Raw genomic sequence first — 22891 nt, 5'->3', positions numbered from 1 at the left:
CTAGCCAAGCGCCTCGTCCTTGTGACTGAGATCGGAGGCCAGCGCCTTGTCGAGCACCTTCTGGATATTGGCGGCACGGCGGAAGGACGGTTCCTGGGTCTTGCCCGCCCGCACCGCCTGGACGAAACGCTGGTAGTTGGTTTCGACGGGATCGAAGGGCACGTCGCGCCAGGTCGCCGTGTGCACGTCTTCGCCGAGGCAAGCGCGCAGCGTCGAATTGCCGGTGTCGTAGATCATCTCGACCGAGCCGGTTTCGCCGTAGACCCTGAGGCGCAGTTGGTCCATCTGGCCGGCGGCGGTGCGTGTTGCCTGGATCGTGCCGATCGCGCCATTGGTGAAATCGACATTCATGGTGAAACTGTCATTGGCGTCGAGATCGTACTCGCCGATCTTATGGCCCGGCGCCTTGTCGAAGGTCTTCAGCCGGGCAAAGACATGGGCGACGTCGAGGCCGGAGCCGTAGGAAGCGAAATCGACGATGTGGATGCCGATATCGCCGAGCGCGCCGTTCGAGCCGTGCTTCTTGCTCAGCCGCCACAGCCATTTGCTTTCGCTTTTCCAATCGCCCCAGTGGCGGCCGACCAGCCAGCTTTGCAGATGCGACGCCTCGACATGGCGCACTGCGCCGATCTCGCCGGCGAGCACCATCTGCCGGCCTTTCTGCAGCGCCGGCGAGTTGCGGTAGGTGAAGTTGACCATGCCGACCTTGCCCGCCCGCTCGATCGCCTCGGTCATTTCCATGGCCTTGACCGCATCGGTGGCGAGCGGCTTCTCGCAAAAGACATGCTTGCCGGCGGCAATCGCCTGCAGCGTCGTCGGGTGGTGGATGCTGTCAGGCGTGACATTGGCGACCGCATCGAACTCGCCCCAGGCAAGCGCATCCTCGAGCGAAAGGAAATGATTGGCGATGCCGTGTTCGGTGCAGAAGGCCGCGAGCCTCTCCGGAACGACATCGACGCCGCCGACGACGCTGACGCCTTCGATCGCCTTGAAGCGTGCGGCGTGCTGATTGGCCATGCCGCCGGTGCCGAGAATGAGTAAACGCATCTTCTCCTCCACAGAGTTGGGTTTCCGGCTGCCGCCGGGCAAAAACCGCCGCTTGCGGTCACGGCCATGCGCGATCGCTCGGGCTCTTCCTCGGGAAAATTGCGGGGTGGATGCGCCGCGCGTCCAGGATAGACGCTTCGACGTGGCGGACCGGCGCATGACCTCGCGAAGTCGACTCGATTTTCGCCGGCGGCGCGCTAGCTGGTGTTGAATGTCGCCAGCATCTCGATCCTCCCAAAGCTCTGGCTTGACATCAAATCAAAGTAACTTAATCTAATTAATGCAGCACGGAAATGAGGAGAGGTCAACTGACCGCCAGGCTGTAATCGTTCAAAATGGGGAGGAGACCCATCATGAAGAGCGCGACCGTCAGCGCATTGGCGCTGAGCACTATCTTATTTTCAGCATCCGCCATTTTTGCCCAGGAACTAGCTAGCAAAGACCGGATCGGCCTCGCCGATGCCGCCAAAACCCTCGTCGTCCGCCTGACCAACGACAGCCCGAACAATTCCGACCCCGCCATTGCGGAGGGCTATCAGAAGCTGTTCGTCGAATTCATCAAGAAGCATCCCGAGTGGAAACTGCAGATGCAGTTCATGTCCTCCGACATCGGCACCGAACAGGCCAAGATGTTGGAGCAGGCCAAGGCCGGCAATGCGCCGGATTGCGCCGCCGTCGACTCCTTCGTGCTGTCGCAGTTCATGGTCAACAAAGTGCTGGCCGACTTCACGCCCTATTTCTCGAAGGAAGAGGTGGACGATCTCTTCCCCTTCATCCGGACCGGCATCACCGACAAGGACCAGACGGTGCGCGCCTGGTGGTGGGATACGGACCTTCGCGTGCTCTACCGCAACAAGTCGATTGTAGCAGATGCGCCTGAGACCTGGGACGACCTGAAAACGGCCGCCCTTGCCTCCACCAAGGAAGGCATGGAAGGCGTGCTCTTCAACGGCGGGCGCTGGGAAGGCACCACCTTCGACTGGCTCGCCAATTACTGGGCGCTCGGCGGCAAACTCGTCGACGACAGCGGCAAGCCGGTGTTCGGCGAAGGCGAGAACAAGGAAAAATTCCTGAAGGCGCTCAACTATTTCAAGGATCTCGTCGATTCCGGCGCGGCTCCCAAACGCGTCAGCACCATCGCCAACTACGACGACATGAACGCGGCGGCAGCAGCCGGCACGACCGCCCTCTTCATCGGCGGCAACTGGCAATATGCGCAGCTGAAGACGACGCTGGAGGAAGACGAGTTCGCCAACTGGACCTTCTCGCCCATCCCCGGCCCGACGGCCGATCAACGCTCGACCGGCACCGGCGGCTGGACCATCGCCTCCTTCAGCAAGGACAAGGACAAGGTCGAGATGTGCGCCAACCTCGCCCGCGAGGTCTATATGGGCCCGGCCAATGCGCTGCAGCAGCAGCTGCCGACGCGCAAATCGCTGTTCGACAAGTACGAGGTCTTCTCCACCGAAGCCAACAAGACCTTCGCCCAGGCTCTGGTCAACGGCCAGGCCCGCCCCGGCGTGCCGATCTATCCTGAAATATCCAATCAGATCCAGATCATGATGGGCGACGTGCTGTCTGGCACGAAGAAACCGGAAGAGGCTCTGGATGCCGCATTCAGCGCGGCGATGGAGGCCTACAAGCGGCTGTGATGCTGCGGCGTTCGTGGCCAGCCCCTCATCCGGCTGCCGCCACCTTCTCCCCGTTCTGACGGGGAGAAGGGACAAGCCGCAAGCTCTCCGTCCCTTACCAGCGCCTCGCGGGGCACGTCCCCTCTCCCCGTCAGAACGGGGAGAGGGTTAGGGTGAGGGGCAGCGGCGATCTCCAACGCTTCAGACAGCGGCGGCGCCTGCCCGCGGGCGTCGCCGGCTTTGCCAAACCCGGACAGAGAAGCCAATGAGCCCTATTGCCATCGAGGCCGACAGCCCGCCTCAAAGCAGAACGTTCATGCGCCGGTTCGCCGGTGCGCCCCTGCCCTGGATCATGCCCGTGATCATCGTCATCGGCATATTCTATCTCTACCCCGTCATCGATGTTTTCCGGCTTTCCTTCACCAATGCGACGCTGATCGGCGACAATCAGGACTACACGCTGGGCTCGATCACCAATGCGCTGAGCTCGCCGCAGCTGCCCGACATCTTATGGGCGACGCTGATCTTCGTCGGCGGCAGCGTGATCGGCCAGCAGATCCTCGGCCTTGCCGTCGCCGTCACCGTCATCCGCGGCGAAAAGCGCGGCCTGTTCGGCACGACGATCCTGAGAACGACGGCGCTCGTCGCCTGGGTCGTGCCCGGCATTGCCGGCGGCATCATCTGGCAGATGCTGTTTTCCGAAGCGCCCTACGGCGCGCTGAACAGCATTCTGAGGCTGATGCACATGCCGACCGTTGCCTGGCTTTCGGATCCCGCCATCGCGCCATGGTCGACGCTGATCTCCAATATCTGGCGCGGCACCGCCTTTTCCATGGTGGTCATGTATGCGGCGCTGAAGGCGATCGATCCCTCGCTTTATGAAGCCGCCGAAGTCGACGGCGCCACCGCCTCGCAACAGTTCTTCTTCGTCACGTTGCCGCAGCTGCGCGCCGCCATCCTCGTCAACATGATCCTCATCACCATCCAGACGGTGAACACCTTCGATGCGATCATCACGCTGACCGGCGGCGGTCCCGGACGCGCGACCGAGGTCATCTCGCTCTATGTCTTCAACATCGTCTTCCGGAACTACGATCTCTCCGGCGGCAGCGTGCTCTCCGTGTTGATGCTGATCATCAGCCTCGGGCTCGCATTCATCTACGCCTCGTTCCTGCCGAAGGAGGAAGAGCAATGAGCCAACGCACCGGAACACGGCTCGGCGATGCCGTGAGCTATCTCTTCATGCTGGCGATGTTCATCTTCTTCGCCGGCCCCCTCACCTATCTCCTGTCGATGGCGATGCGCGACAAGCGCGAGATCTATCGCGGCGCGGCGCGTTATATCCCCAACAATCCGACCGTCGACAATTTCATCACCGTTCTCAACAACAGCTATTTCCCGATCTATCTCTGGAACGGCCTCAAGCTCGCGGCGCTCAGCGGCTTCGGCGTGCTGATCGTGGCGCTGCCCGCGGCCTACGCCTTTTCCCGCTTCAATTTCCGCGGCAAGGGCCTGTCGATGATGGGGCTGCTGCTTTTCCAGATGATCTCGCCGCTCGTCATCATGGTGCCGCTCTACCGCTACATGAACCGGCTCGGAATGCTGGATACGCATTTTGCCGTCGTCATGGTCTATATCGCGCTCGGTGTTCCCCTTGCGACCTGGCTCTTGAAGAGCACGGTCGACGGCATTCCGCGCAGCCTCGATGAGGCGGCGATGATCGACGGCTGCAACCGGTTCTCGGTCTTCTGGCGGATCATTCTGCCGCTGTCGGCGCCGGGCATCGCCTCGGTCTTCATCATCACCGTCATTGCCGGCTGGTCGCAATTCCTGGTGCCTTTCCTGCTGCTCACCAAAAATGACCTGATGCCGATCGGTGTTGGAATCTTTAACTTCCGCGGCATGCAGACCGACTCGTCCATCCAGCTGCTTGCCGCCGCCTGCCTGATCTCGGTCGTTCCGGCGATCGTGGCCTTCCTGTCGCTGCAGAGGCTGATCCTCGGCGCGATGACCAGCGGCGCGGTGAAGGGATGAGACGGTCTGCTTCATTCTTGACGCGTGAGGAAGGATCGAACGCATGAACCAGACGCTCAGCGCCAGGCTCTCCCCGGATCTGACGGGGGCCAATGTCGAAGATGCGGGCGAGCACAACAGGGCCGTCGTCCTGCGCTGCATCCATCGCCAGGCGCCGATCTCGCGCGCCGAAATCGCCAGGCGGACCGGCTTCACCAAACCGGCCATCGCCCGCATCGTCGACCGGCTGCTCGACGAGGGCCTGATCATGGAAGCCCGCCGTCGCCACGGGCTGCGGGGCCAGCCGGCGATCGAGCTGGAGATCAATCCGGATGCCTCTTACGCCATCGGCATCAATATCGATCGCGACCATCTGACGATCCTCGCCGTCGATGCCGTCGGCAATGTCCGCGCCCGGGTCCATCACGAAAAGCGCTTCATCCTGCCTGGCGAATTCATGCAGCTCACATCGGATGCGATCTCGCATTTCCAGCGCAGCCGGCTGATCGACGATGCGCGCCTTTGCGGCATCGGGCTGGCGGTGCCGGATTGGCTTGGCGAAATTTCGCTGCTCGGCAAGCCGGATGCCTATCAGGAATGGACGGAATTCGATGTGCGCGCCGCCCTCGAGAACCTGACGCAGCACCCCGTCTTCATCGAGAACGAGGCCAATGCCGCAGCCCTTGCCGAACTTGATTACGGCCTCGGCGCCGAAAGCAGCAGCTTCTTCTATATCGCCGTCAATGCCTGCCCGGGCGGCGGCCTGGTGCTTGACGGCAACGGCCATCGCGGCGCCATGGGCCTCAGCGGCGAGATCGGCTGGCTGCCGATCGCCGACGGCCGCGACGGCAAAGGCCAGAAGGTCCAGCTTCTCGGCGAGATCTTCTCGCTGTTCTTCCTCTATGATTTCCTGGCCAAACACGGCATCGAAGTGAGCGTTCCCCAGGACCTGCTGACGCTCGACGCGCATGGAAGGCGGCTCGTTTCGCAGTGGCTCAAGGAAATGAGCGCCCATCTGGCGGTCGCCGTCAAACATATCGCCATGATCGTCGATCCCGACGCCGTGCTCGTCGGCGGCAGGCTGCCGATCCGCATCGTCGATGAATTGCTGCGTTATGTGCACGAGCATCTCGACGCCGAGGATACCAACCTGCCCTCGCTGCATCGCGCCTCGATCGGCGAGGACGCCTCGGCGATCGGCGCGGCGGCGATGCCGATGGCGGCTGCCCTGATGCTCGCATCGGCGGATGTGGCGCAACGCACGCGCTCGCCGCTCAAATTCATGGACCGGCTGAACAGTTGAAACGGCCGCAAGGCCCGGGAGGATATGGTGAAGATCGGCTTCTATACCTCGACATTCAATGACCGCCCGCTGGAGGAAGTGGCGGATTTCGCCGCCTCGGCCGGTTTCGACGCCATCGAGATCGATGTCGGCGGCCACATCAAGACGCCGAACCGGGTGGCGGACGCCGTCGCGCTTGCGAGGCACCGCGGCCTCTTCGTCTCATCGATCACCTATTTCGGCAACCAGCTCGATGCCGACCGCGACAAGCGCCGGGAACTCAGGGCGAGGACGGCGGAATTCGCCCAGGCGATCGGCGAGACCGGCGTGCCGATCTTCGTGATCTTCCCGGGCCGGGACGAGAGCGCGAGCGATGAGGCCAATTATGACGATTTCGCCGACTTCGCGAACGGTCTGATCGCCGAGACGCAATCCTCCGGCCTCACCTTCGCGATCGAAAACTGGCCGGGACCGAAAGACAATTTCATCGGCACCACGCCGAAGGGCTGGCAGGAGCTTTTCGCCAGAATCCCGGATCGCCGCTTCGGGCTCGAATTCGATCCCTCGCACCTCATCCGCATCGGCGTCGATCCCTATCACGCGATGGAGGCGGTGAAGGATCGCATCGCCATTTTGCATGCCAAGGATACCGCGATCGACAAGCAGGCGCTGCAGGCGATCGGCTATCACGGCAGGGGCTGGTGGCAATACAAGCTGCCGGGGCTCGGCCTTCTCGACTGGCCGCGTTTCCTCAGCCAGGCGCGCGGACATGGTTTCGATGGCACGCTCTCAATCGAGCATGAGGATGCCGCCTATGGCTGGCCGGGCAAGGATCTCTCTGCGCGCAAGGAGGGCGAACGCCTCGGCCTCGATTATCTCAAGAGTGTCTTGAACGCACTTTGACGGCGAATCCTGGAGGAGTTTCATGGCTCATGTTTCGGTCAACAATGCGCGCAAGGATTACGGCGCGTTCAAAGCCATCAAAGGCGTGTCGGTCGATATCGGCGACGGCGAGTTCGTCGTGCTGGTCGGCCCCTCCGGCTGCGGGAAATCGACCCTGCTCCGGATGATCGCCGGACTGGAAGGCATCACCTCGGGCCAGATCCAGATCGGCAAGCACATCGTCAACGAGCTGGCGCCGAAGGATCGCGACATCGCCATGGTGTTCCAGAACTACGCGCTCTATCCGCATATGACGGTCGCCAAGAACATGGGTTTCTCGCTGCGGCTGAAGCGCATGCCGAAATCGGAGATCGACCATCGGGTCGGCAATGCCGCCAAGATCCTCGGCCTCGAAAATCTCTTGGAGCGCTATCCGAAGCAGCTTTCGGGCGGCCAGCGGCAGCGCGTCGCCATGGGCCGTGCGATCGTGCGCGATCCCGCCGTCTTCCTCTTCGACGAGCCCTTGTCGAACCTCGACGCCAAGCTGCGCGTGCAGATGCGCTCGGAGATCAAGGAGCTGCATCAGCGGCTGCAGACGACCACCATCTACGTCACCCACGACCAGATCGAAGCCATGACCATGGCCGACAAGATCGTCGTCATGAAGGACGGGCTGATCGAGCAGTCCGGCTCGCCGCTCGAACTTTACGACCGGCCGAGCAATCTCTTCGTCGCCGGCTTCATCGGCTCGCCCGCGATGAATTTCATCGAGGGCAGCATGACGGAGAACGGCTTCCGCACTGAGGATGGCCTGCTGCTGCCGAGCGAGCGCCGCCCGGCAAACGCCGTCATCTACGGCATCCGTCCCGAACATATCAGGCTCGACCCCGACGGCATCGAGGTGACAACGATCGTCGTCGAACCGACGGGCTCGGAGACCCTTGTCCTCGTCCGGCTGGGAGCGCAGACGATCACCTGCGTCTTCCGTGAGCGGATCAGGGCCACCCCCGGCGATATACTGAAGATCGCGCCGATCCACGATGCCGTGCACCTCTTCGCCGCGGACGAACAACGGATCACTACAGGCGAAGCGCCGTTGAGTTAAGCCCGCCGAATGCCCCCTCCCCTTCGGCCGGGCGCCGCCGGGGGCGCGTTTTCCGCGCCCCCGGCCCCAAATGGCTCAGGCCCTTCAGACATCGATGCAGTACTGCCCAAGTGCTTGAACGCGCAATTAAAAGGTTAATATCCGTTAACCTTAAAATTCTTGGCCGGTATCGGAGAATCGCGGATAATAACGGTTAGAGGGGCTTTTGATCCCGAAAATCGTTATCCGAGAGATTGCCGCCGATGAACGCTAATTTGAATGCCTTGAAGGCAGCACCACTGCATTTCGAGGATCAGATTCTCGAACATGGCGACGTGATTTCGAAGAAGCTGCATCTGCTCAGCGTGCAGCGTTTTCCGCCCAATGCGAAGAAGACGCTGCGCAGCTTCTCGCTGGCGGAGGTCGCGAATTATGTCGGGGCGTCGCAAAGCACGCTGAAGAAACTGCACCTCGAAGGCAAAGGCCCCTGCCCCAGGACCTCGCCTTCCGGACGCCGCTCCTACAGCGCCGAGCAGATGCTGGAGCTCCGGCGCTATCTCGACGCGCATGGCCGCTCCGAGAGCCGCATGTATGTGCCCCATCGCCGCGACAATGAGAAGCTGCAGGTCATCGCCGTCGTCAACTTCAAGGGCGGCTCGGGCAAGACGACGACGGCCGCCCATCTCGCCCAGCATCTGGCGCTGACCGGCCATCGGGTGCTCGCCGTCGATCTCGATCCGCAGGCTTCGCTCTCTTCCCTGCACGGTTTCCAGCCGGAATTCGACCAGGCCTCCTCGCTTTATGAGGCGATCCGCTATGACGGCGAGAAGAAGAAGCTCTCGGAGATCATCCACAGCACCAATTTTCCCGGCCTCGATATCGTGCCGGCCAATCTGGATCTGCAGGAATACGAATACGACACGCCGCTCGCCATGGCCGACAAATCGAGCAATGACGGCAAGACCTTCTTCACGCGCATCTCGCGGGCGCTTGCCGAAGTCGACGACCGCTACGACGTCGTCGTCATCGATTGTCCGCCGCAGCTCGGCTATCTCACGCTGACGGCGCTGACGGCGGCGACCAGCGTCTTGATCACCATCCATCCGCAGATGCTCGACGTCATGTCGATGGGCCAGTTCCTGCTGATGCTCGGCGGCATCCTGAAGCCCATCCGCGCGGCCGGCGCCGAGGTGAACCTTTCCTGGTACCGCTATCTCATCACCCGCTACGAACCAACAGATGTGCCGCAGGCGCAGATGGTCGGCTTCATGTCGACCATGTTCCACGAATTCATGCTGAAGCACCAGATGGTCAAATCGACGGCGATCTCGGATGCCGGCATCACCAAGCAGACGCTTTACGAGGTCGAGCGATCCTCGATGAACCGGGGAACCTATGATCGCGCGATCGAGGCGATGGACGCCGTCAATGCCGAAATCGCCGGCCTCATTCACCAGGCATGGGGACGGTGAATTTGTCGGCTGACAAATTCACGGTTTCCTTCAACCGAATCAGTTGTTTGACCGCAATCGGAGAAAGTCATGGCACGAAAGAATCTCCTTGAGGGGCTGGCCGAAATGCCTGACGAGGGCGCCGGCGCGCCGAACTATCCGATGCGCGGGGCAGGCCGCTCGCTCGTGCGCTCGCTGGACGAACTGGCCAAGCAGGCGGAGAAATTCCTCGAGGGCGAGGCGGTGGTCGATCTCGACCCTGACACCATCGAGGCCTCATTCGTCAAGGACCGGCTGTCGGAAGACGACGAGGCGTTCCGCGCGCTGGTCGAGGCGATCCGCACGCGTGGACAGGACACGCCCATCCTGGTGCGCCCCCATGGCAAGATCGACGGGCGCTATCAGGTGGTCTTCGGCCACCGGCGCCTGCGCGCTGCCCGCGAACTCGGCCGCAATGTCCGCGCCGTCGTCAAGGCGATCGACGACCGCACCCATGTCATCGCCCAGGGCCAGGAAAATTCGGCCCGCGCCGACCTCACCTTCATCGAGCGGGCGCTCTTCGCCAAGCGCCTGGAAGAGCTCGGCCATGACAGGGAGGTAATCTCGACGGCGCTCGCCGCCAATGCGGCCTCGGTCTCGAAGATGATGTCGGTCATGGAGCGGCTGCCGCAGGAGGTCGTCCATGCAATCGGCCCGGCCCCCGGCATCGGGCGCGAACGCTGGGTGGAGCTGTCGCTGCTCGCCGGCAAATCGGCCAATGCGGCGGATGTCGCCAAGGTCCTCGAAGGCGACGACTTTCATCGGTTACCTTCCGACAAACGTTTCGAAGCGCTCTACGCGGCGCTCAACAAAAGCGCGCGGCCGGTGAGGAAGACCACCGCCGCCAGGAAGGTGACATGGCAGCCGCTGGACAAGGCGGTCCAGGCGGAAATGAAGAATGACGGCAAGGCGTTCTCGCTCTCGATGAAGGCGAAAAATGCCGGCCGCTTCGGGGAATTTCTCTCCGGCAGACTGGATGCGCTCTACGAGCAATTCCTCGCCGAGGAGGGCAAACAAGGAGACTGAAACCGCAAAAGAAAAAGGCCCCCAAACGAACGAGTCGTGGAAGCCCTTCTCACATCCTTAAGCAAGACAGAGAATCGCATTTTCACGAATCCCAGTCAAGAGTCCTGAAGCGCCCGCCCGCGTCTTTTCAGATGCGGCAATGACGCTGCAGTGCCCTCAACCCTCGCATCGTTTCGGTGAGCGGATTTCTTTTGCCTGAATAGAGGTGAAGGAAATGGAGAGTGAATCTGTGACGACGCCCTTCGGGCGGCGGCCGATGTCGCTTGCCTTGCTGCTGAAACAGCGGCGCGGCGAAGCGATGGCGGCCGGAACGACGCGCAACAAATGGAAATTGTTCAGATCGGTCTGCGAGGCCCGGGCAGGGCTCGGCGTGACCGACCGGGCGCTCACCGTGCTCGATGCGCTGCTGAGCTTTTATCCCGAGGACGAGCTCTCCAGCGAAAAAGGGCTGGTGGTCTTTCCCTCGAATACGCAGCTCTCGCTGAGAGCACGCGGCATGGCCGCCGCAACACTGCGCCGGCATCTCGCCGTGCTCGTCGAGGCGGGCCTGATCTCCCGCAAGGACAGCCCGAACGGCAAGCGCTACGTCCGCCGCGGCAGGGCAGGCGGCATCGACGAGGCCTATGGCTTCAGTCTCGCACCGCTTCTTGCCCGCGCCATCGAGATCGAAGCGATGGCAGCCAGCATCGCCGTCGACCGGCAGATGCTGCGGGCAATGAAAGAGCGGCTGACGATCTGCCGGCGCGACATCGCCAAGCTCATCGCCGCAGCCGCCGAGGAAGCCGTTCCCGGCGAGTGGGAGCGTGTCGCTTCGCTGTTTCATGCACTGCTGCAGCGCATCCCGAAGGCGGCAACACTCGAAAATCTCCCGCCGCTGCTCGAAGAGCTGGAAACGATCCGCCTCGGTATCATCAACACATTGGAATCACATGAGAAAACACAAATTGCGAGCAGCAATGAATCCCAGAGTGAGCGCCACATACAGAATTCGAATCCCGAATCCTTATCTGAATCTGAACCAGCCTTGGAAAGAACGCAGGAGGCCAGGCGAGATCAGCCGGCGGTCGGGCAGGAAAGTCACAAGCAGGGCAGGCGAGGGGATGGTCGGCAGGAAGTCCGAGCTGATGCCCGGTTAGATTCCGCGAGATTGAAATCCTTCTCTCTCGCCACGGTCCTGCGAGCCTGCCCTGATATCGCCGGCTACGGACCGGGCGGCACGGTCGCCAACGGGCGTGATCTGATGGCGGCGGCCATGGTCGTGCGCACAATGCTTGGCGTCAGCGCTTCGGCCTATGAGGAGGCGATGGCGATGATGGGACCAGAAAATACCGCCATTGTCATGGCGTGCATCCTGGAGAGGGCTGAGCAGATCAACTCCCCGGGTGGCTACCTGCGGGACCTGACGCGGCGGGCCAGAATGGGCGAATTCGCACTCGGGCCGATGTTAATGGCGCTGCTCCGCCTCAAAGGCCGGTCGTCCGGCGGGATCGACGCATGAGTGTGAAGCTCGCCTCGCACTCGGCTCAGGTTTGTCAGCGCGGCGCGGCCTATCTGCTTATGGACACCATCTCTATTTCTGCGATCGCGCGTTATCCCACTCGGGCCGAAGCGTTCTTCTTGCTGAGCAGGGCTGCGCGGATCTGTTCGTTCTTGCTCAGAAGCGGAGGCGGGACAGGGGCGGGCTGTTCAGGCGCCTCAGCCTTGGCGGTGCCCTGCTTGAGGCTCAGAAAACGCTTTTGCGCGACAAGCCGGTCTTCCGACGACAGTGGTTCCACCGGATCGCCGTCGAGGCCGTGGCGCATGGAATCGGGCTGGGCGCTGGCGAAGTAATAGCGCCGGCAGTGGACATAGGCGGCGGTCGCACGCCTCAGGGTCGTGACGCCGGCATCGGGTTTCAGGAGCGGGCGGAGTTCGTTGAAAAGACCGACGGCAAAGGGGAGGATCGGATCTCCCGCTTTGGCAGGAAGAACTCCCACCGGCCGGATCAACAGCATGTTGATCGCGTTTGCCTTCTCCACGTCGAGCTCGCTTGCCGCAATCGGTCCGCGGCTGACCTTCCAGGGCTTATCCATGTGTCCTCCATGCGACGTCCATAACGACCGACTGTGATGGTATCTTGACGACAGCGCGAGTAACGGAAGTCGCACGTCGTCGGTTCCGCTGCAAGCGTCTAAGAGGCGGGAGGCGAACCGCCCGGCGAAAACCCTTTCCGGGAGGGATATAGCCCGGTGTTATCGCCGGCGTGTGATCTAATCGTTTTTTTGAGAAATGTAGGATTGACCTGCCGCATCGATTACACTTCTTATCCGCGGCCAAGATCAAGCGACCGGCCGCAGGGAGGATATATGCGGGTTTTCTCGAGCATTGACGAGCTGCGCCACACGCTCGATGCGCTGAGGCGGCAGGGAAGGACCGTCGGTCTCGTTCCGACGATGGGTTACCTCCATGCCGGTCATATGCAGCTTGTCGCACGCGCTCGCGCCGAGAACGACATCGTCGTCGTCTCGATTTTTGTCAATCCGCTGCAGTTCGGCCCGGCAGAAGATCTCAGCCAATATCCGCGCGATCTGGAGCGCGACGCAGCCATGCTGAGACAGGCCGGGGTCAATTTCCTTTTTTCACCCGGCGTCGAAGACATGTATCCCCGCCCGATGCAGACCGTCGTCGACCTTCCCGATCTCGGCCGCGAGCTGGAAGGCGCGGTGCGGCCCGGGCATTTTGCCGGTGTTGCGACAGTCGTCTGCAAACTTTTCAACATCGTGCAGCCCCAAACCGCTTATTTCGGAGAGAAGGATTATCAGCAGGTCATCATCATCAAGCGCATGGTGGATGATCTGGCCGTGCCGGTGCGTGTCATTGCGGTGCCGACCGTCAGGGACAGCGACGGCTTGGCTTTGTCGTCGCGCAATGTCTATCTCAGCGAGGCGGAGCGGCATGCCGCGGTGATCATCCCTCAGACCCTCGACGAGGCGGAGCGTCTCGTCGCCGATGGTCTTGCGGATGCCGCGGAGCTCGAAGAAAAGCTGACGGCGTTTCTTGGACGCGAACCTCTGGCAAAGCCCGAGGTCGTTGCGGTCAGGGACGCCTCGACGCTACAGCCGGTCAATTCCATCACCGCGCCGGTCGTCGTCGCGCTCTTCGTGCGGATCGGTTCGACACGGCTTCTCGACAACAGGGTCATCGGGGGCAACAGGCCTATCGGCGAGCGGAGCTTGCCGGGAAAGGGAGTAAGCAGATGAGTGCGGTCGGATCCCACAAGCGTCTTACGCCAGCCCGCATCTCGGCCATGAAGGGCGGCAAACCGATCGTCTGCCTGACCGCCTATACCACGCCGATGGCGCGTCTGCTCGATGAGCATTGCGACCTGCTGCTGGTCGGGGATTCGCTCGGCATGGTGCTCTATGGCATGGAGACCACGATCGGCGTCACGCTCGATATGATGATCGCACATGGCAAAGCGGTCATGCGCGGCGTCGCCAAGGCCTGCGTCGTCGTTGACATGCCATTCGGCAGTTATCAGGAATCAAAGGAGACCGCCTTCCGCAACGCCGTCCGCATTCTACAGGAAACCGGCTGCGACGCCGTCAAGCTGGAAGGCGGCGAGGAGATGGCCGAGACCATCGCCTTCCTGACGAAGCGCGGAATTCCGGTCATGGGGCATATCGGCCTGATGCCGCAACAGGTCCAGACCGCCGGCGGCTATCGATCCGTCGGGCACTCCGAACACGAGACCTCGAAGATCCGGCGCGACGCGCATGCCATCGGCGGTTCGGGAGCCTTCGCCGTCGTCATCGAAGGCACGGTGGAACCGCTCGCTCGCGAGGTGACTTCAGCCATGCACATACCGACCATCGGCATCGGCGCCTCCGCCGCCTGCGACGGCCAGGTTCTGGTCTCTGACGACATTCTGGGGCTCTTCAACGATTTCACCCCACGTTTCGTCAAGCGTTACGACGAGCTCGGCAAAAGAGTTGCGGATGCCGCCGCCGCCTATGCTGGCGAGGTGCGCACGCGGAAATTCCCGGCAGCCGAACACACGTTCAAACGCCGCTCGTAAGGCGAGGGCGCCCGCCCTTCAAACGCGCGGGATATCCACAATCAGAGCCGGTTGTACGATTCGCGTCGGAAAATGTCCCCTGCCGCCCCCGCGCGACGGGGCGTTTCCATGTCGTTAAGGTTGCCGCCATAGCGCTGCTCGAAACCAAAGAGAGATCTGAATTTCGAGCCGATGCCTATGCCCCCTCGTTTGTCCTTCCTTTCCCGCCTGATCGATGATCGCGACGGGGCCGTCGCGATCATCGTCATCCTGGTCGCCGTACCCATGCTTCTCGCGGTCGGCGCATCCATCGACTACATCAGAGCCTATAATGGCCGGACGGAGCTGCAGGCGGCCGCGGATTCGGCCGTGCTCGCGGCCGCCGCCAAATACAAGTCCGGCATGCCGGAAGCGACGATAGCGAAGACGATCAACGCCTTCCTGTCGGCGAATGGCGAGTTCGAGACCGCCGTCGCCGGCAAGCCGGAGGTGGCGAGCGACGAGTCGGAACTGTGCCTCGACGTGGCGGACGCCGTGCCCACCACCTTCATGAAACTGGCCAATATCCAGTCCGTTCCGATCAGCATCCGGTCCTGTGCGGCTTTGCCGGGAGTAAAGCAGTTGGAGATCGCGCTGGTGCTCGACGTGTCGAGCTCGATGATCGAGGAGAACCGCTTCACGCCGATGCAGACCGCGGTCGCCGGCTTTCTCCAGGCCTTTTCCTCCAACACATCGCTCGTCGACAAAACCAAGATATCGATCGTGCCCTTTTCCAGCCGCGTCAATTTCGGCCTGGCAAACACGGCATGGCTCAAATCCTACAATGGAACGGCTGCGGTTCCCAAGCGCTGGACCGACCCCAAATCGGTCTACACCTCCTCCAGCTACAAGCTCTCTTACTGGATCGACGGCGTCACGCCTGTCATGTCCACCTCGAAGAATTACTACTGGATGGGCTGCATCGAGCCACGTGCCGACGTCGAGGTCAGGGATACCGGTGCGATCGGTGACGGCATGGGCGACGCGCCGCCCGGTACCGCCGCCTTCGTCGCCATGGACGCCAATCCCAAATCGGGAACGAGTTTTTGCCCGCCACCGGTCACGCCGCTGACCGGCGACTTCGCCTATCTTAAAAGCGTCGTGAAGAACCTGACATCCGAAGGCTCCACCCGGCTGGATGCAGGCGTGGTCGCGGGATGGTATACGCTCTCGCCGAAGTGGCAGGGCGTGTGGGGAGACCAATCCTCACCCGCACCCGTCTCCGATTCCGTGCATAAGGTCATGGTGTTCATGACCGATGGCGAAATGAACACCAAATACGACCCCAACGACAAGTTCGACTGGATCTGCTCGCAAACTCAATCGTCGGCGTGCAACGCATTCGCCACCGCCGCGATGCAGACCGCGTGCACGGCGATGAAGAAGAGCGGCATCGAAATCTATACGCTTTCCTACAGTGCCGATGCCGATGTGGTGAACATCCGCAACTGCGCCACCAACACCGCGCATTTCTTCACCGCATCACCGGCGACGATCAAGACCGTCTATGAAACGATCGCGGCGGCCATTCGCGGAGATACATTGCGGCTCACGCAGTAATCGCGAACGCTGCCGCCCCACCGGCATACTGCTCGCGCATCGTCTCCGCCGACCGGCGCACCGCCTCGGCGACCTCCTGCAGCTGCTTGGCCATCGGCGTGGAGTTGCGCCAGACCATGCCGATGGTTCGCGATGGCTGCGGTGACGGGAAGCGGGAGATCGAGACGTGGGCCGAGCGCGTTTCGACGGGAACGGCCATCTCCGGGATCAGGGTGACGCCGATGCCGGCGCCGACCATCTGGACGAGGGTAGAAAGCGAGCTGCCTTCCATGATTTCCCGCGGGCGGGCCGGCCCGACCTTGCAGAACGACAGGGCCTGGTCGCGGAAGCAGTGGCCCTCTTCGAGCAGCAGCAGCCGCATTTCGCGCAACACCTCGCGTTCGGGCACCGGCTTGCCGCCATCCTCGTGCCGCCTGACCAGAACGAATTCTTCCTTGAACAGCTCGAGCTCGGTCAGCGAGGGTTCCGACACCGGCAGCGCGACGATCGCCATATCCAGCTGGCCCTGCGCCAGCTCCTGAACCAGCTTGGCCGTCTGCGTCTCGCGCACCTCGATCTGAATCCCCGCGAAGCTTTTGTTGAGATCGTTTATAATCGCCGGCAGCAGATAGGGTGCGATCGTCGGGATGATGCCAATGCGCAGGCGCGTCAGGAAGCTGTCGCGGGAGGCGCGGGCAAACTCGCCGAGCTCGTCCACGGCGCGCAGGATATCGCGGACGCGCAGCGCAAAGGTCTGGCCGAAGGGGGTGAGCTTCACCTCACGGGCGCTGCGCTCGAAGAGTTCGCTGCCCAACTCCTGCTCAAGTTCTTTGATCTGCATGGAGAGCGCCGGCTGGGAGATGGCGCAGGCATCGGCGGCACGGCGAAAGCGGCCATCCCTTGCCAGGGCTTCAAAATAACGTAGCTGTTTCAGGGTAAGATTTTTCATAAGCTCAGCTTATCGCAGCAATCAGTAAATCCAACTTAAAATTATTGAACGCTTCCGATATGAAGACTGCAAGGGAGAGAGTGGGGCGCCAGCTCGGCTCATCTTTTTGAACCGCAGACAGATCAAGCAATGAAGGAGACGATCATGGACAACCCCACTGACACCGCAGGCAAATGTCCTGTGGCCCATGGCAATACGCCGCGCGGCCGAGCCAATCGTGACTGGTGGCCGAGCCAGCTGAACGTGCAGATTCTTCATCACAATTCCGGCCGCGCCGATCCGATGGGCAAGGATTTCGACTATGCCGAGGAGTTCAAGAAGCTCGATCTCGACGCGCTGAAGAAGGATCTTCACGCGCTGATGACCGATTCGCAGGATTGGTGGCCGGCCGACTTCGGCCATTACGGCGGCCTGTTCATCCGCATGGCCTGGCACAGCGCCGGCACCTATCGCATCACCGACGGCCGCGGCGGCGCCGGGCAGGGTCAGCAGCGTTTTGCGCCGCTGAACAGCTGGCCGGACAATGCCAACCTCGACAAGGCCCGCCGCCTGCTCTGGCCGATCAAGCAGAAATACGGCAACCGCATCTCCTGGGCCGACCTGCTGATCCTCACCGGCAACGTCGCGCTCGAATCCATGGGCTTCAAGACCTTCGGCTTCGCCGGCGGCCGCGCCGACGTCTGGGAACCGGAAGAGCTCTACTGGGGTCCTGAAGGCACCTGGCTCGGCGACGAGCGCTATAGCGGCGAACGCCAGCTGGCCGAACCGCTCGGCGCCGTGCAGATGGGCCTCATCTACGTCAATCCCGAAGGTCCGAACGGCAATCCTGACCCGGTCGCTGCAGCGCGCGACATTCGCGAAACCTTCGCCCGCATGGCGATGAACGACGAGGAAACCGTGGCACTGATCGCCGGCGGTCATACCTTCGGCAAGACGCATGGCGCCGGCGATCCGTCCTTCATCGGCGCCGAGCCGGAAGGCGGCGCGATCGAGGACCAGGGCCTCGGCTGGAAGAGCTCGTTCGGCACGGGCGTCGGCAAGGACGCCATTACCGCCGGCCTCGAGGTTACCTGGTCGCAGACGCCGACCAGGTGGAGCAACTACTTCTTCGAAAACCTCTTTGCTTACGAGTGGGAGCTGACGAAGAGCCCGGCCGGCGCGCATCAGTGGCGGGCGAAGAACGCCGAAGCTTCAATCCCGGATGCCTATGAGCCGGGGAAGAAGCATGTCCCGACGATGCTGACCACGGATCTTTCGCTCCGCTTCGATCCGATCTACGAAAAAATCTCGCGCCGCTTCCTGGAGAATCCGGATCAGTTCGCCGACGCTTTCGCCCGCGCCTGGTTCAAGCTGACCCACCGCGACATGGGCCCGAAGGTGCGTTACCTCGGCCCTGAGGTTCCGGCCGAAGACCTGATCTGGCAGGACGTGATCCCGGCCGTCGACCATCCCCTCGTCGACGACAAGGACATTGCCGAGCTGAAGGCGAAGGTTCTCGCCACCGGCCTTTCCGTGCAGGAGCTGGTTTCGACCGCCTGGGCCTCGGCCTCGACCTTCCGCGGCTCCGACAAGCGCGGCGGCGCCAATGGCGCGCGCATCCGCCTTGCTCCGCAGAAGGACTGGGACGCCAACCAGCCGGCCCAGCTCGCCAAGGTGCTCGGCGTCCTCGAAGGCCTCCAGAAGGACTTCAACGCCGCCCAGACCGGCGGCAAGAAGGTCTCGCTCGCCGACCTGATCGTGCTTGCCGGTGCTGCCGGCGTCGAAAAGGCTGCGGCAGCCGGCGGCACCGCCGTCAGCGTGCCCTTCACGCCGGGCCGCATGGATGCTTCCGAAGCCCAGACGGACGCGCATTCCTTCGCAGCGCTCGAGCCGCGCATCGACGGCTTCCGCAACTATGTGAACGGCCAGCGCCTGCAGTTCATGAAGCCGGAAGAAGCACTGGTCGACCGCGCCCAGCTGTTGACGCTGACCGGTCCCGAGATGACCGTCCTCGTCGGCGGCCTGCGCGTGCTGAAGGCAGGCAACCCCGAGCACGGCGTCTTCACCTCTCGTCCCGAGACGCTGACGAACGACTTCTTCGTCAACCTGCTCGACATGGCCACGCAGTGGGTTCCCGCCGGCAAGGAAGGCGTCTATGAAGGCCGCGACCGTCAGACGGGTGCCGCCAAGTGGACCGGCACCCGCGTCGACCTGATCTTCGGTTCGCACTCGCAGCTGCGCGCCTTCGCCGAAGTCTACGGCCAGGCCGACACCAAGGAGAAGTTCGTCAAGGACTTCGTCGCCGCCTGGACCAAGGTGATGAACGCCGACCGCTTCGATCTCGTCTGATCGGTTTAGCAAACTTTGCCCGGGCGCGGTTTCGGCTGCGCCCGGGCTTTTTTATGCGAGTGCCTTGGGTGGCCGCGACCGCCCGGCCTTTCAACTCTCCACGCGCGTGATGGTGGTGCGGTGCGGGCACTACTTTTCCTTTCCTCATCCCTGTGCTCGTCACAGGGATCCAACGCGCCCAAGTCCTTGGGCGCAGGAGACTCAATTGTTTTCAAAAGAGTCATTCACCGCGCCGACGCGCGGTGGCTGGATTCCTGTGACAGGCACAGGAATGACGGAGGAGAGGTGGTGCCTATGTCCACATGAACTGACTTGGTCAGGAGCATGGGTAGCCTCCAGCCATTCTCTCCGCAGCCGTCTCATTTCCACTCGACGTCATCCTCGGCCTTGTGCCGAGGATCTGCTGCCCTGTCGACCGGAGGCAGATACTCGGGACAAGCCCGAGTATGACGGAAGAGGGGTCAACCGAGCCATTCTTTCCCGGATCGTTTTCCGCACCCCCGAGCATCCGGTCCTTTACGCTCAGACCGCTCCCCCAGGCCGCGAACTTCTAGCCATGGCGGACCTCACATGCGATAGAAGATCGACATATTTGGAGGAGTGGACATGAACGGTTTGCAAGGTAAAGTCGCGGCCATCACCGGAGCTGCCTCGGGTATTGGATTGGCGTCGACCGAAGCGATCATCTCGGCCGGCGGTACGGTGGTAATGATCGATCGGGACGAGGCGGCGCTGAGTGCTGCCTGCGGCAGGCTGGGAGAGAAGGCGATCGCGCTGCCGCTCGACCTGCTCAATCCCGAGGATTGCGCCGGCCTGCTTGACGGCATTCTCTCGAAGGTCGGTCAGCTCGACATCTTCCATGCCAATGCCGGCACCTATATCGGCGGAGATCTGGTGGATGCAAATCTCGACGCGATCGACCGCATGCTCAATCTGAACGTGAACGTGGTCATCAAGAACGTCCGGACGGTTATGCCCCACATGATCGAGCGAGGGACGGGAGATATCATCGTCACCAGTTCGGTCGCGGGCCAAGCCGCGGTTCCATGGGAGCCGGTCTATTCGCCGTCGAAGTGGGCGATGCACTGCTTCGTCCAGACCATGCGGCGGCAGCTCCTGAAGAACGGAATCCGCGTCGGATCCGTCTCGCCGGGCCCTGTCAGCAGCGCTCTGCTGAAAGACTGGCCGGAGGAAAACCTGCGCAAGGCAAAAGAGGCGGGCGCGCTGATCGAACCTCGCGACGTCGCGGAAGCCGTGCTCTTCATGCTGACCCGGCCGCGCAACGTGACGATCCGCGACGTGGTGATCCTGCCGAGCTCCTTCGACATCTGACACGAGGCCGTATGTCCGGGGAGGGCACGCCTCCTCTCCGCACAGGCTGACTGCGCGGGAGGCGGAGCCGGCTTCCCAGCGCGATCGTCAGGCCGTCCAATCCTCGACATCAAGGCCATCCACGCGCCGGAACTCCCCGACATTGTTCGTGATGAGAACGAGATCCCGGGTCTTCGCCTGGGCGGCGATCAGCACCTCATAGGGACCGATCGGCGTTCCCTTTGCCGCCAATGCAGCGCGGATCTCTCCTGATGCCAGCGCATCCTCGCGCTCGAAACCGACGGCGGGGAAATCCGCCATGAACAGCCGCAGGGTTTCGAGATTGTAGGAGATTTTCGCGCTCTTATAGGCGCCATAATAGAGTTCATGCATGACGATTGTGGAAAGCCCGATCGATCCTTCGTCGCTGTCGACCACGCGCTTCAGCAGCGCCTCGGATTTCCTGCCGATCAGCGCGATCACCGCATTGGTGTCGATAAGATGCGTGATCACTCGAAGAGGTCCTGAAGACCCGGCCTCTCCTGATCCTCCGGCTGCTCCCGTCCTTGCGCCAGAAAATCGTCACTCAGGCCGCGTTCGAGAGCGCTCTTCAGCGACGCCCAGCGCATGCCGGGATCGGCGCGCGGCCGCAGAATGACCGCATCGCCTTCACGCGTTACCTCCACCTGGTCGACATCGAAGCGGAATTCCTTCGGCAGCCGGACGGCCTGCGAATTGCCGGATTGAAAGACGCGCGCATATTGCGGCATGGGAAGGCCTCCGCGATTTTGTATATACTTCTCAGTATATACGTGATCGACCGCATTCGCGCAAGAAATCTCTGCGGTTTGCGCTAGCGCGGCACGACACCGAAAGGCGATAGCGACAGCAGATCGGGATCTTTCGTCGCCGACGCCTTCGCCACCTCGGCATGGCCCATGCTGTAGCCGTAGGACAGGACGCGGACGCCGTCGATCATGAAGAACTGCGCCTGATCGAGGCCGGGCCGCAGGGTGCCCGTCACGGTGACGGTCTCATAGATTTTTTCAAGGTGCAGAGGCTCCTGCGGAACCACGCGAACCAGCTGGTTGGGCGGCGGCGTGGGCATGTGGCTGCAGGCCCCGGCCCAGGGTACCAGCAGGAATTCATAAACGAGATCGCCGTCCCGATCGATCGGCAGGACGAAGCCCGTCAGTTCGACCGGTTGGCCCTCGTCACGCCAGACGAGGGTTTCGCCCTGCGGGCCGCTGACCGCTTTCGGCGACAGCGGAACTGTCGCCCTGGCCTGATCGGCCGGCCGCAAGGCGCTCCAGAAAATCGGCTGCGCCGCAGCGAGGGCGCCGGACATCGGCCATGCCGAGCCAAATGCCAGCACCGTGAACATCAGGAATCTGTGCTTTTTCATCGCATCTCCCGGGCCGCTTTAACAGCATTGCCGCTTGCCCGAGGATGCTAGCCGATCCCGCCCGTCCGTCAAAGCTCTCGTGGGTGTCGCATCCAACTTACCCCACGTGATCCTCGGCCTTGTGCCGAGCAAATGCCCAATATCAAGAGATCCCGTGTGGGGTGGACACGGGATCTCCCTGCCGGATCGGTCGGACCTTTACTTCTCCGGCATCATCGAGGAGTGGTGCGAGGTGATCAGCCAGTTCCCGCCCTTGAACTCATAGGTATAGGTGTAGCGGGCCGGGACCTTGGAGCCGTCCTTCATGGTGAAGGTGTAGGTGCCGGTGTCGACGGCCCAGTTGCAGCCGGTCTTGATGGTGCGGCTGTCGATGTGGCCCTGGGGGCTTTTTTCCAGGAAGTGCTTGAAATAGTCGATCCGCTCTTCCTGGGTGAGGCGCGGCTTGTTTGCCAGCGTCGCGAGCAGCACGGAGTCCGCGCTGTAGTTCTTGGCTACCTCCTGGGGATTGAGCGTCGCCAGCGAGGCGTTCCAGCGGTCGAAGAGCTTGGCGACCTGTTCTTCGCTCACCGGCGCACAGGTCGCCGTTTCGGCCGCGTTGGCGGACTGGACCTGGACGAAACCGATGACAAGGGCGGCAGCAATGATCGTACGCATGTTTGAGTTCCTTTGTGGCGGTTCCGGGCGACATCGCATCGGTCAACCGCATGACCGATAGTTAAGCGCCGGAGCACCGCGACCCCATCTGCCGGGTGGCTTCGATCCGATCTGCCGAACGGCATAGATGACATTCCCGCCGGAATGACTATCGTGCCCGCGTCATTGATTTCAG

At 62.3% G+C, this 22891-nt stretch carries 21 protein-coding genes; 14 read left to right on the top strand and 7 right to left on the bottom strand.

Annotated elements, in window-relative coordinates; genetic code table 11:
• Positions 1 to 1047 (bottom strand): Gfo/Idh/MocA family oxidoreductase, encoded by a 1047-nt coding sequence (locus CO671_RS20370; RefSeq protein ID WP_097607429.1) that lies wholly within the window; start codon positions 1045 to 1047, stop codon positions 1 to 3.
• 353 nt (positions 1048 to 1400) lie between these two features.
• Between CO671_RS20370 and CO671_RS20365 the strand changes: the two genes are divergently transcribed.
• From CO671_RS20365 to repC, 9 genes are all read left to right on the top strand, one after another.
• Positions 1401 to 2699, top strand: a complete 1299-nt coding sequence (locus CO671_RS20365) for an extracellular solute-binding protein (protein WP_097607428.1) — start codon at positions 1401 to 1403, stop codon at positions 2697 to 2699.
• Positions 2700 to 2943: 244 nt separating this feature from the next.
• Positions 2944 to 3873 (top strand): sugar ABC transporter permease, encoded by a 930-nt coding sequence (locus CO671_RS20360; RefSeq protein ID WP_088686130.1) that lies wholly within the window; start codon positions 2944 to 2946, stop codon positions 3871 to 3873.
• Positions 3870 to 4712 (top strand): carbohydrate ABC transporter permease, encoded by an 843-nt coding sequence (locus CO671_RS20355; RefSeq protein ID WP_097607427.1) that lies wholly within the window; start codon positions 3870 to 3872, stop codon positions 4710 to 4712. Before CO671_RS20360 ends, CO671_RS20355 begins: the two co-directional genes overlap by 4 nt.
• A 43-nt stretch (positions 4713 to 4755) precedes the next feature.
• Positions 4756 to 5994 carry an ROK family transcriptional regulator gene (locus CO671_RS20350; protein WP_097607426.1) on the top strand — a complete coding sequence of 413 codons (1239 nt, stop codon included), beginning with the start codon at positions 4756 to 4758 and terminating at the stop codon, positions 5992 to 5994.
• 27 nt (positions 5995 to 6021) lie between these two features.
• Positions 6022 to 6876 (top strand): sugar phosphate isomerase/epimerase, encoded by an 855-nt coding sequence (locus tag CO671_RS20345; protein WP_097607493.1) that lies wholly within the window; start codon positions 6022 to 6024, stop codon positions 6874 to 6876.
• A 22-nt stretch (positions 6877 to 6898) separates the two neighbouring features.
• On the top strand, positions 6899 to 7960 hold the full coding sequence (gene ugpC / locus CO671_RS20340) for a sn-glycerol-3-phosphate ABC transporter ATP-binding protein UgpC (protein WP_097607425.1): 1062 nt from the start codon (positions 6899 to 6901) through the stop codon (positions 7958 to 7960).
• A gap of 242 nt (positions 7961 to 8202) precedes the next feature.
• On the top strand, positions 8203 to 9411 hold the full coding sequence (gene repA / locus CO671_RS20335) for a plasmid partitioning protein RepA (protein ID WP_097607424.1): 1209 nt from the start codon (positions 8203 to 8205) through the stop codon (positions 9409 to 9411).
• A 69-nt stretch (positions 9412 to 9480) separates the two neighbouring features.
• A complete protein-coding gene (repB, locus tag CO671_RS20330) occupies positions 9481 to 10455 on the top strand; it encodes a plasmid partitioning protein RepB (RefSeq protein WP_097607423.1) in 975 nt (324 codons plus the stop codon).
• 214 nt (positions 10456 to 10669) lie between these two features.
• Entirely contained in the window at positions 10670 to 11953 is a 1284-nt protein-coding gene (repC, locus tag CO671_RS20325; RefSeq protein ID WP_097607422.1) for a plasmid replication protein RepC, read from the top strand.
• 91 nt (positions 11954 to 12044) lie between these two features.
• Here repC and CO671_RS20320 read toward each other — a convergent pair whose 3' ends face one another.
• Positions 12045 to 12527: a ProQ/FINO family protein gene (locus CO671_RS20320; protein ID WP_097607421.1), complete on the bottom strand. Its 483-nt coding sequence runs from the start codon at positions 12525 to 12527 to the stop codon at positions 12045 to 12047.
• Positions 12528 to 12800: 273 nt separating this feature from the next.
• On the opposite strand from CO671_RS20320, the gene panC reads away from it, so the two are divergent.
• The 3 genes from panC (at position 12801) to CO671_RS20305 (ending at position 16090) form a co-directional block, all read left to right on the top strand.
• Positions 12801 to 13694 (top strand): pantoate--beta-alanine ligase, encoded by an 894-nt coding sequence (gene panC / locus CO671_RS20315; RefSeq protein ID WP_097607420.1) that lies wholly within the window; start codon positions 12801 to 12803, stop codon positions 13692 to 13694.
• Positions 13691 to 14512 carry a 3-methyl-2-oxobutanoate hydroxymethyltransferase gene (panB, locus tag CO671_RS20310; protein ID WP_097607419.1) on the top strand — a complete coding sequence of 274 codons (822 nt, stop codon included), beginning with the start codon at positions 13691 to 13693 and terminating at the stop codon, positions 14510 to 14512. Before panC ends, panB begins: the two co-directional genes overlap by 4 nt.
• A 177-nt stretch (positions 14513 to 14689) precedes the next feature.
• Entirely contained in the window at positions 14690 to 16090 is a 1401-nt protein-coding gene (locus CO671_RS20305) for a VWA domain-containing protein (RefSeq protein WP_245425007.1), read from the top strand.
• Here the strand turns inward: CO671_RS20305 and CO671_RS20300 are convergent.
• Positions 16080 to 17018 carry a hydrogen peroxide-inducible genes activator gene (locus CO671_RS20300; RefSeq protein WP_097607417.1) on the bottom strand — a complete coding sequence of 313 codons (939 nt, stop codon included), beginning with the start codon at positions 17016 to 17018 and terminating at the stop codon, positions 16080 to 16082. The genes CO671_RS20305 and CO671_RS20300 overlap by 11 nt on opposite strands.
• Positions 17019 to 17162: 144 nt before the next feature.
• On the opposite strand from CO671_RS20300, the gene katG reads away from it, so the two are divergent.
• Both katG and CO671_RS20290 read left to right on the top strand, forming a co-directional pair.
• On the top strand, positions 17163 to 19346 hold the full coding sequence (gene katG, locus CO671_RS20295; protein WP_097607492.1) for a catalase/peroxidase HPI: 2184 nt from the start codon (positions 17163 to 17165) through the stop codon (positions 19344 to 19346).
• Positions 19347 to 19952: 606 nt separating this feature from the next.
• Entirely contained in the window at positions 19953 to 20678 is a 726-nt protein-coding gene (locus CO671_RS20290; RefSeq protein WP_097607416.1) for an SDR family oxidoreductase, read from the top strand.
• Positions 20679 to 20765: 87 nt separating this feature from the next.
• Here CO671_RS20290 and CO671_RS20285 read toward each other — a convergent pair whose 3' ends face one another.
• The 4 genes from CO671_RS20285 to CO671_RS20270 all read right to left on the bottom strand — a co-directional run bounded on the left by CO671_RS20285 (position 20766) and on the right by CO671_RS20270 (position 22716).
• Positions 20766 to 21170: a type II toxin-antitoxin system VapC family toxin gene (locus CO671_RS20285; RefSeq protein WP_097607415.1), complete on the bottom strand. Its 405-nt coding sequence runs from the start codon at positions 21168 to 21170 to the stop codon at positions 20766 to 20768.
• Positions 21167 to 21427, bottom strand: a complete 261-nt coding sequence (vapB, locus tag CO671_RS20280) for a type II toxin-antitoxin system VapB family antitoxin (RefSeq protein ID WP_010029704.1) — start codon at positions 21425 to 21427, stop codon at positions 21167 to 21169. The genes CO671_RS20285 and vapB overlap by 4 nt, the downstream gene beginning before the upstream one ends.
• 83 nt (positions 21428 to 21510) lie before the next feature.
• Complete coding sequence (locus CO671_RS20275; RefSeq protein WP_170965018.1) at positions 21511 to 22062, bottom strand: DUF3299 domain-containing protein; 552 nt, start codon at positions 22060 to 22062, stop codon at positions 21511 to 21513.
• Between the two features lie 198 nt (positions 22063 to 22260).
• Positions 22261 to 22716 carry an SgcJ/EcaC family oxidoreductase gene (locus CO671_RS20270; RefSeq protein ID WP_097607414.1) on the bottom strand — a complete coding sequence of 152 codons (456 nt, stop codon included), beginning with the start codon at positions 22714 to 22716 and terminating at the stop codon, positions 22261 to 22263.
• Positions 22717 to 22891 lie beyond the last annotated feature (175 nt).

The sequence above is a fragment of the Rhizobium sp. M10 genome (genome assembly GCF_002531955.1).
Classification (GTDB): domain Bacteria; phylum Pseudomonadota; class Alphaproteobacteria; order Rhizobiales; family Rhizobiaceae; genus Rhizobium; species Rhizobium etli_C.
This window is presented reverse-complemented; position numbering and strand designations above follow the sequence as displayed.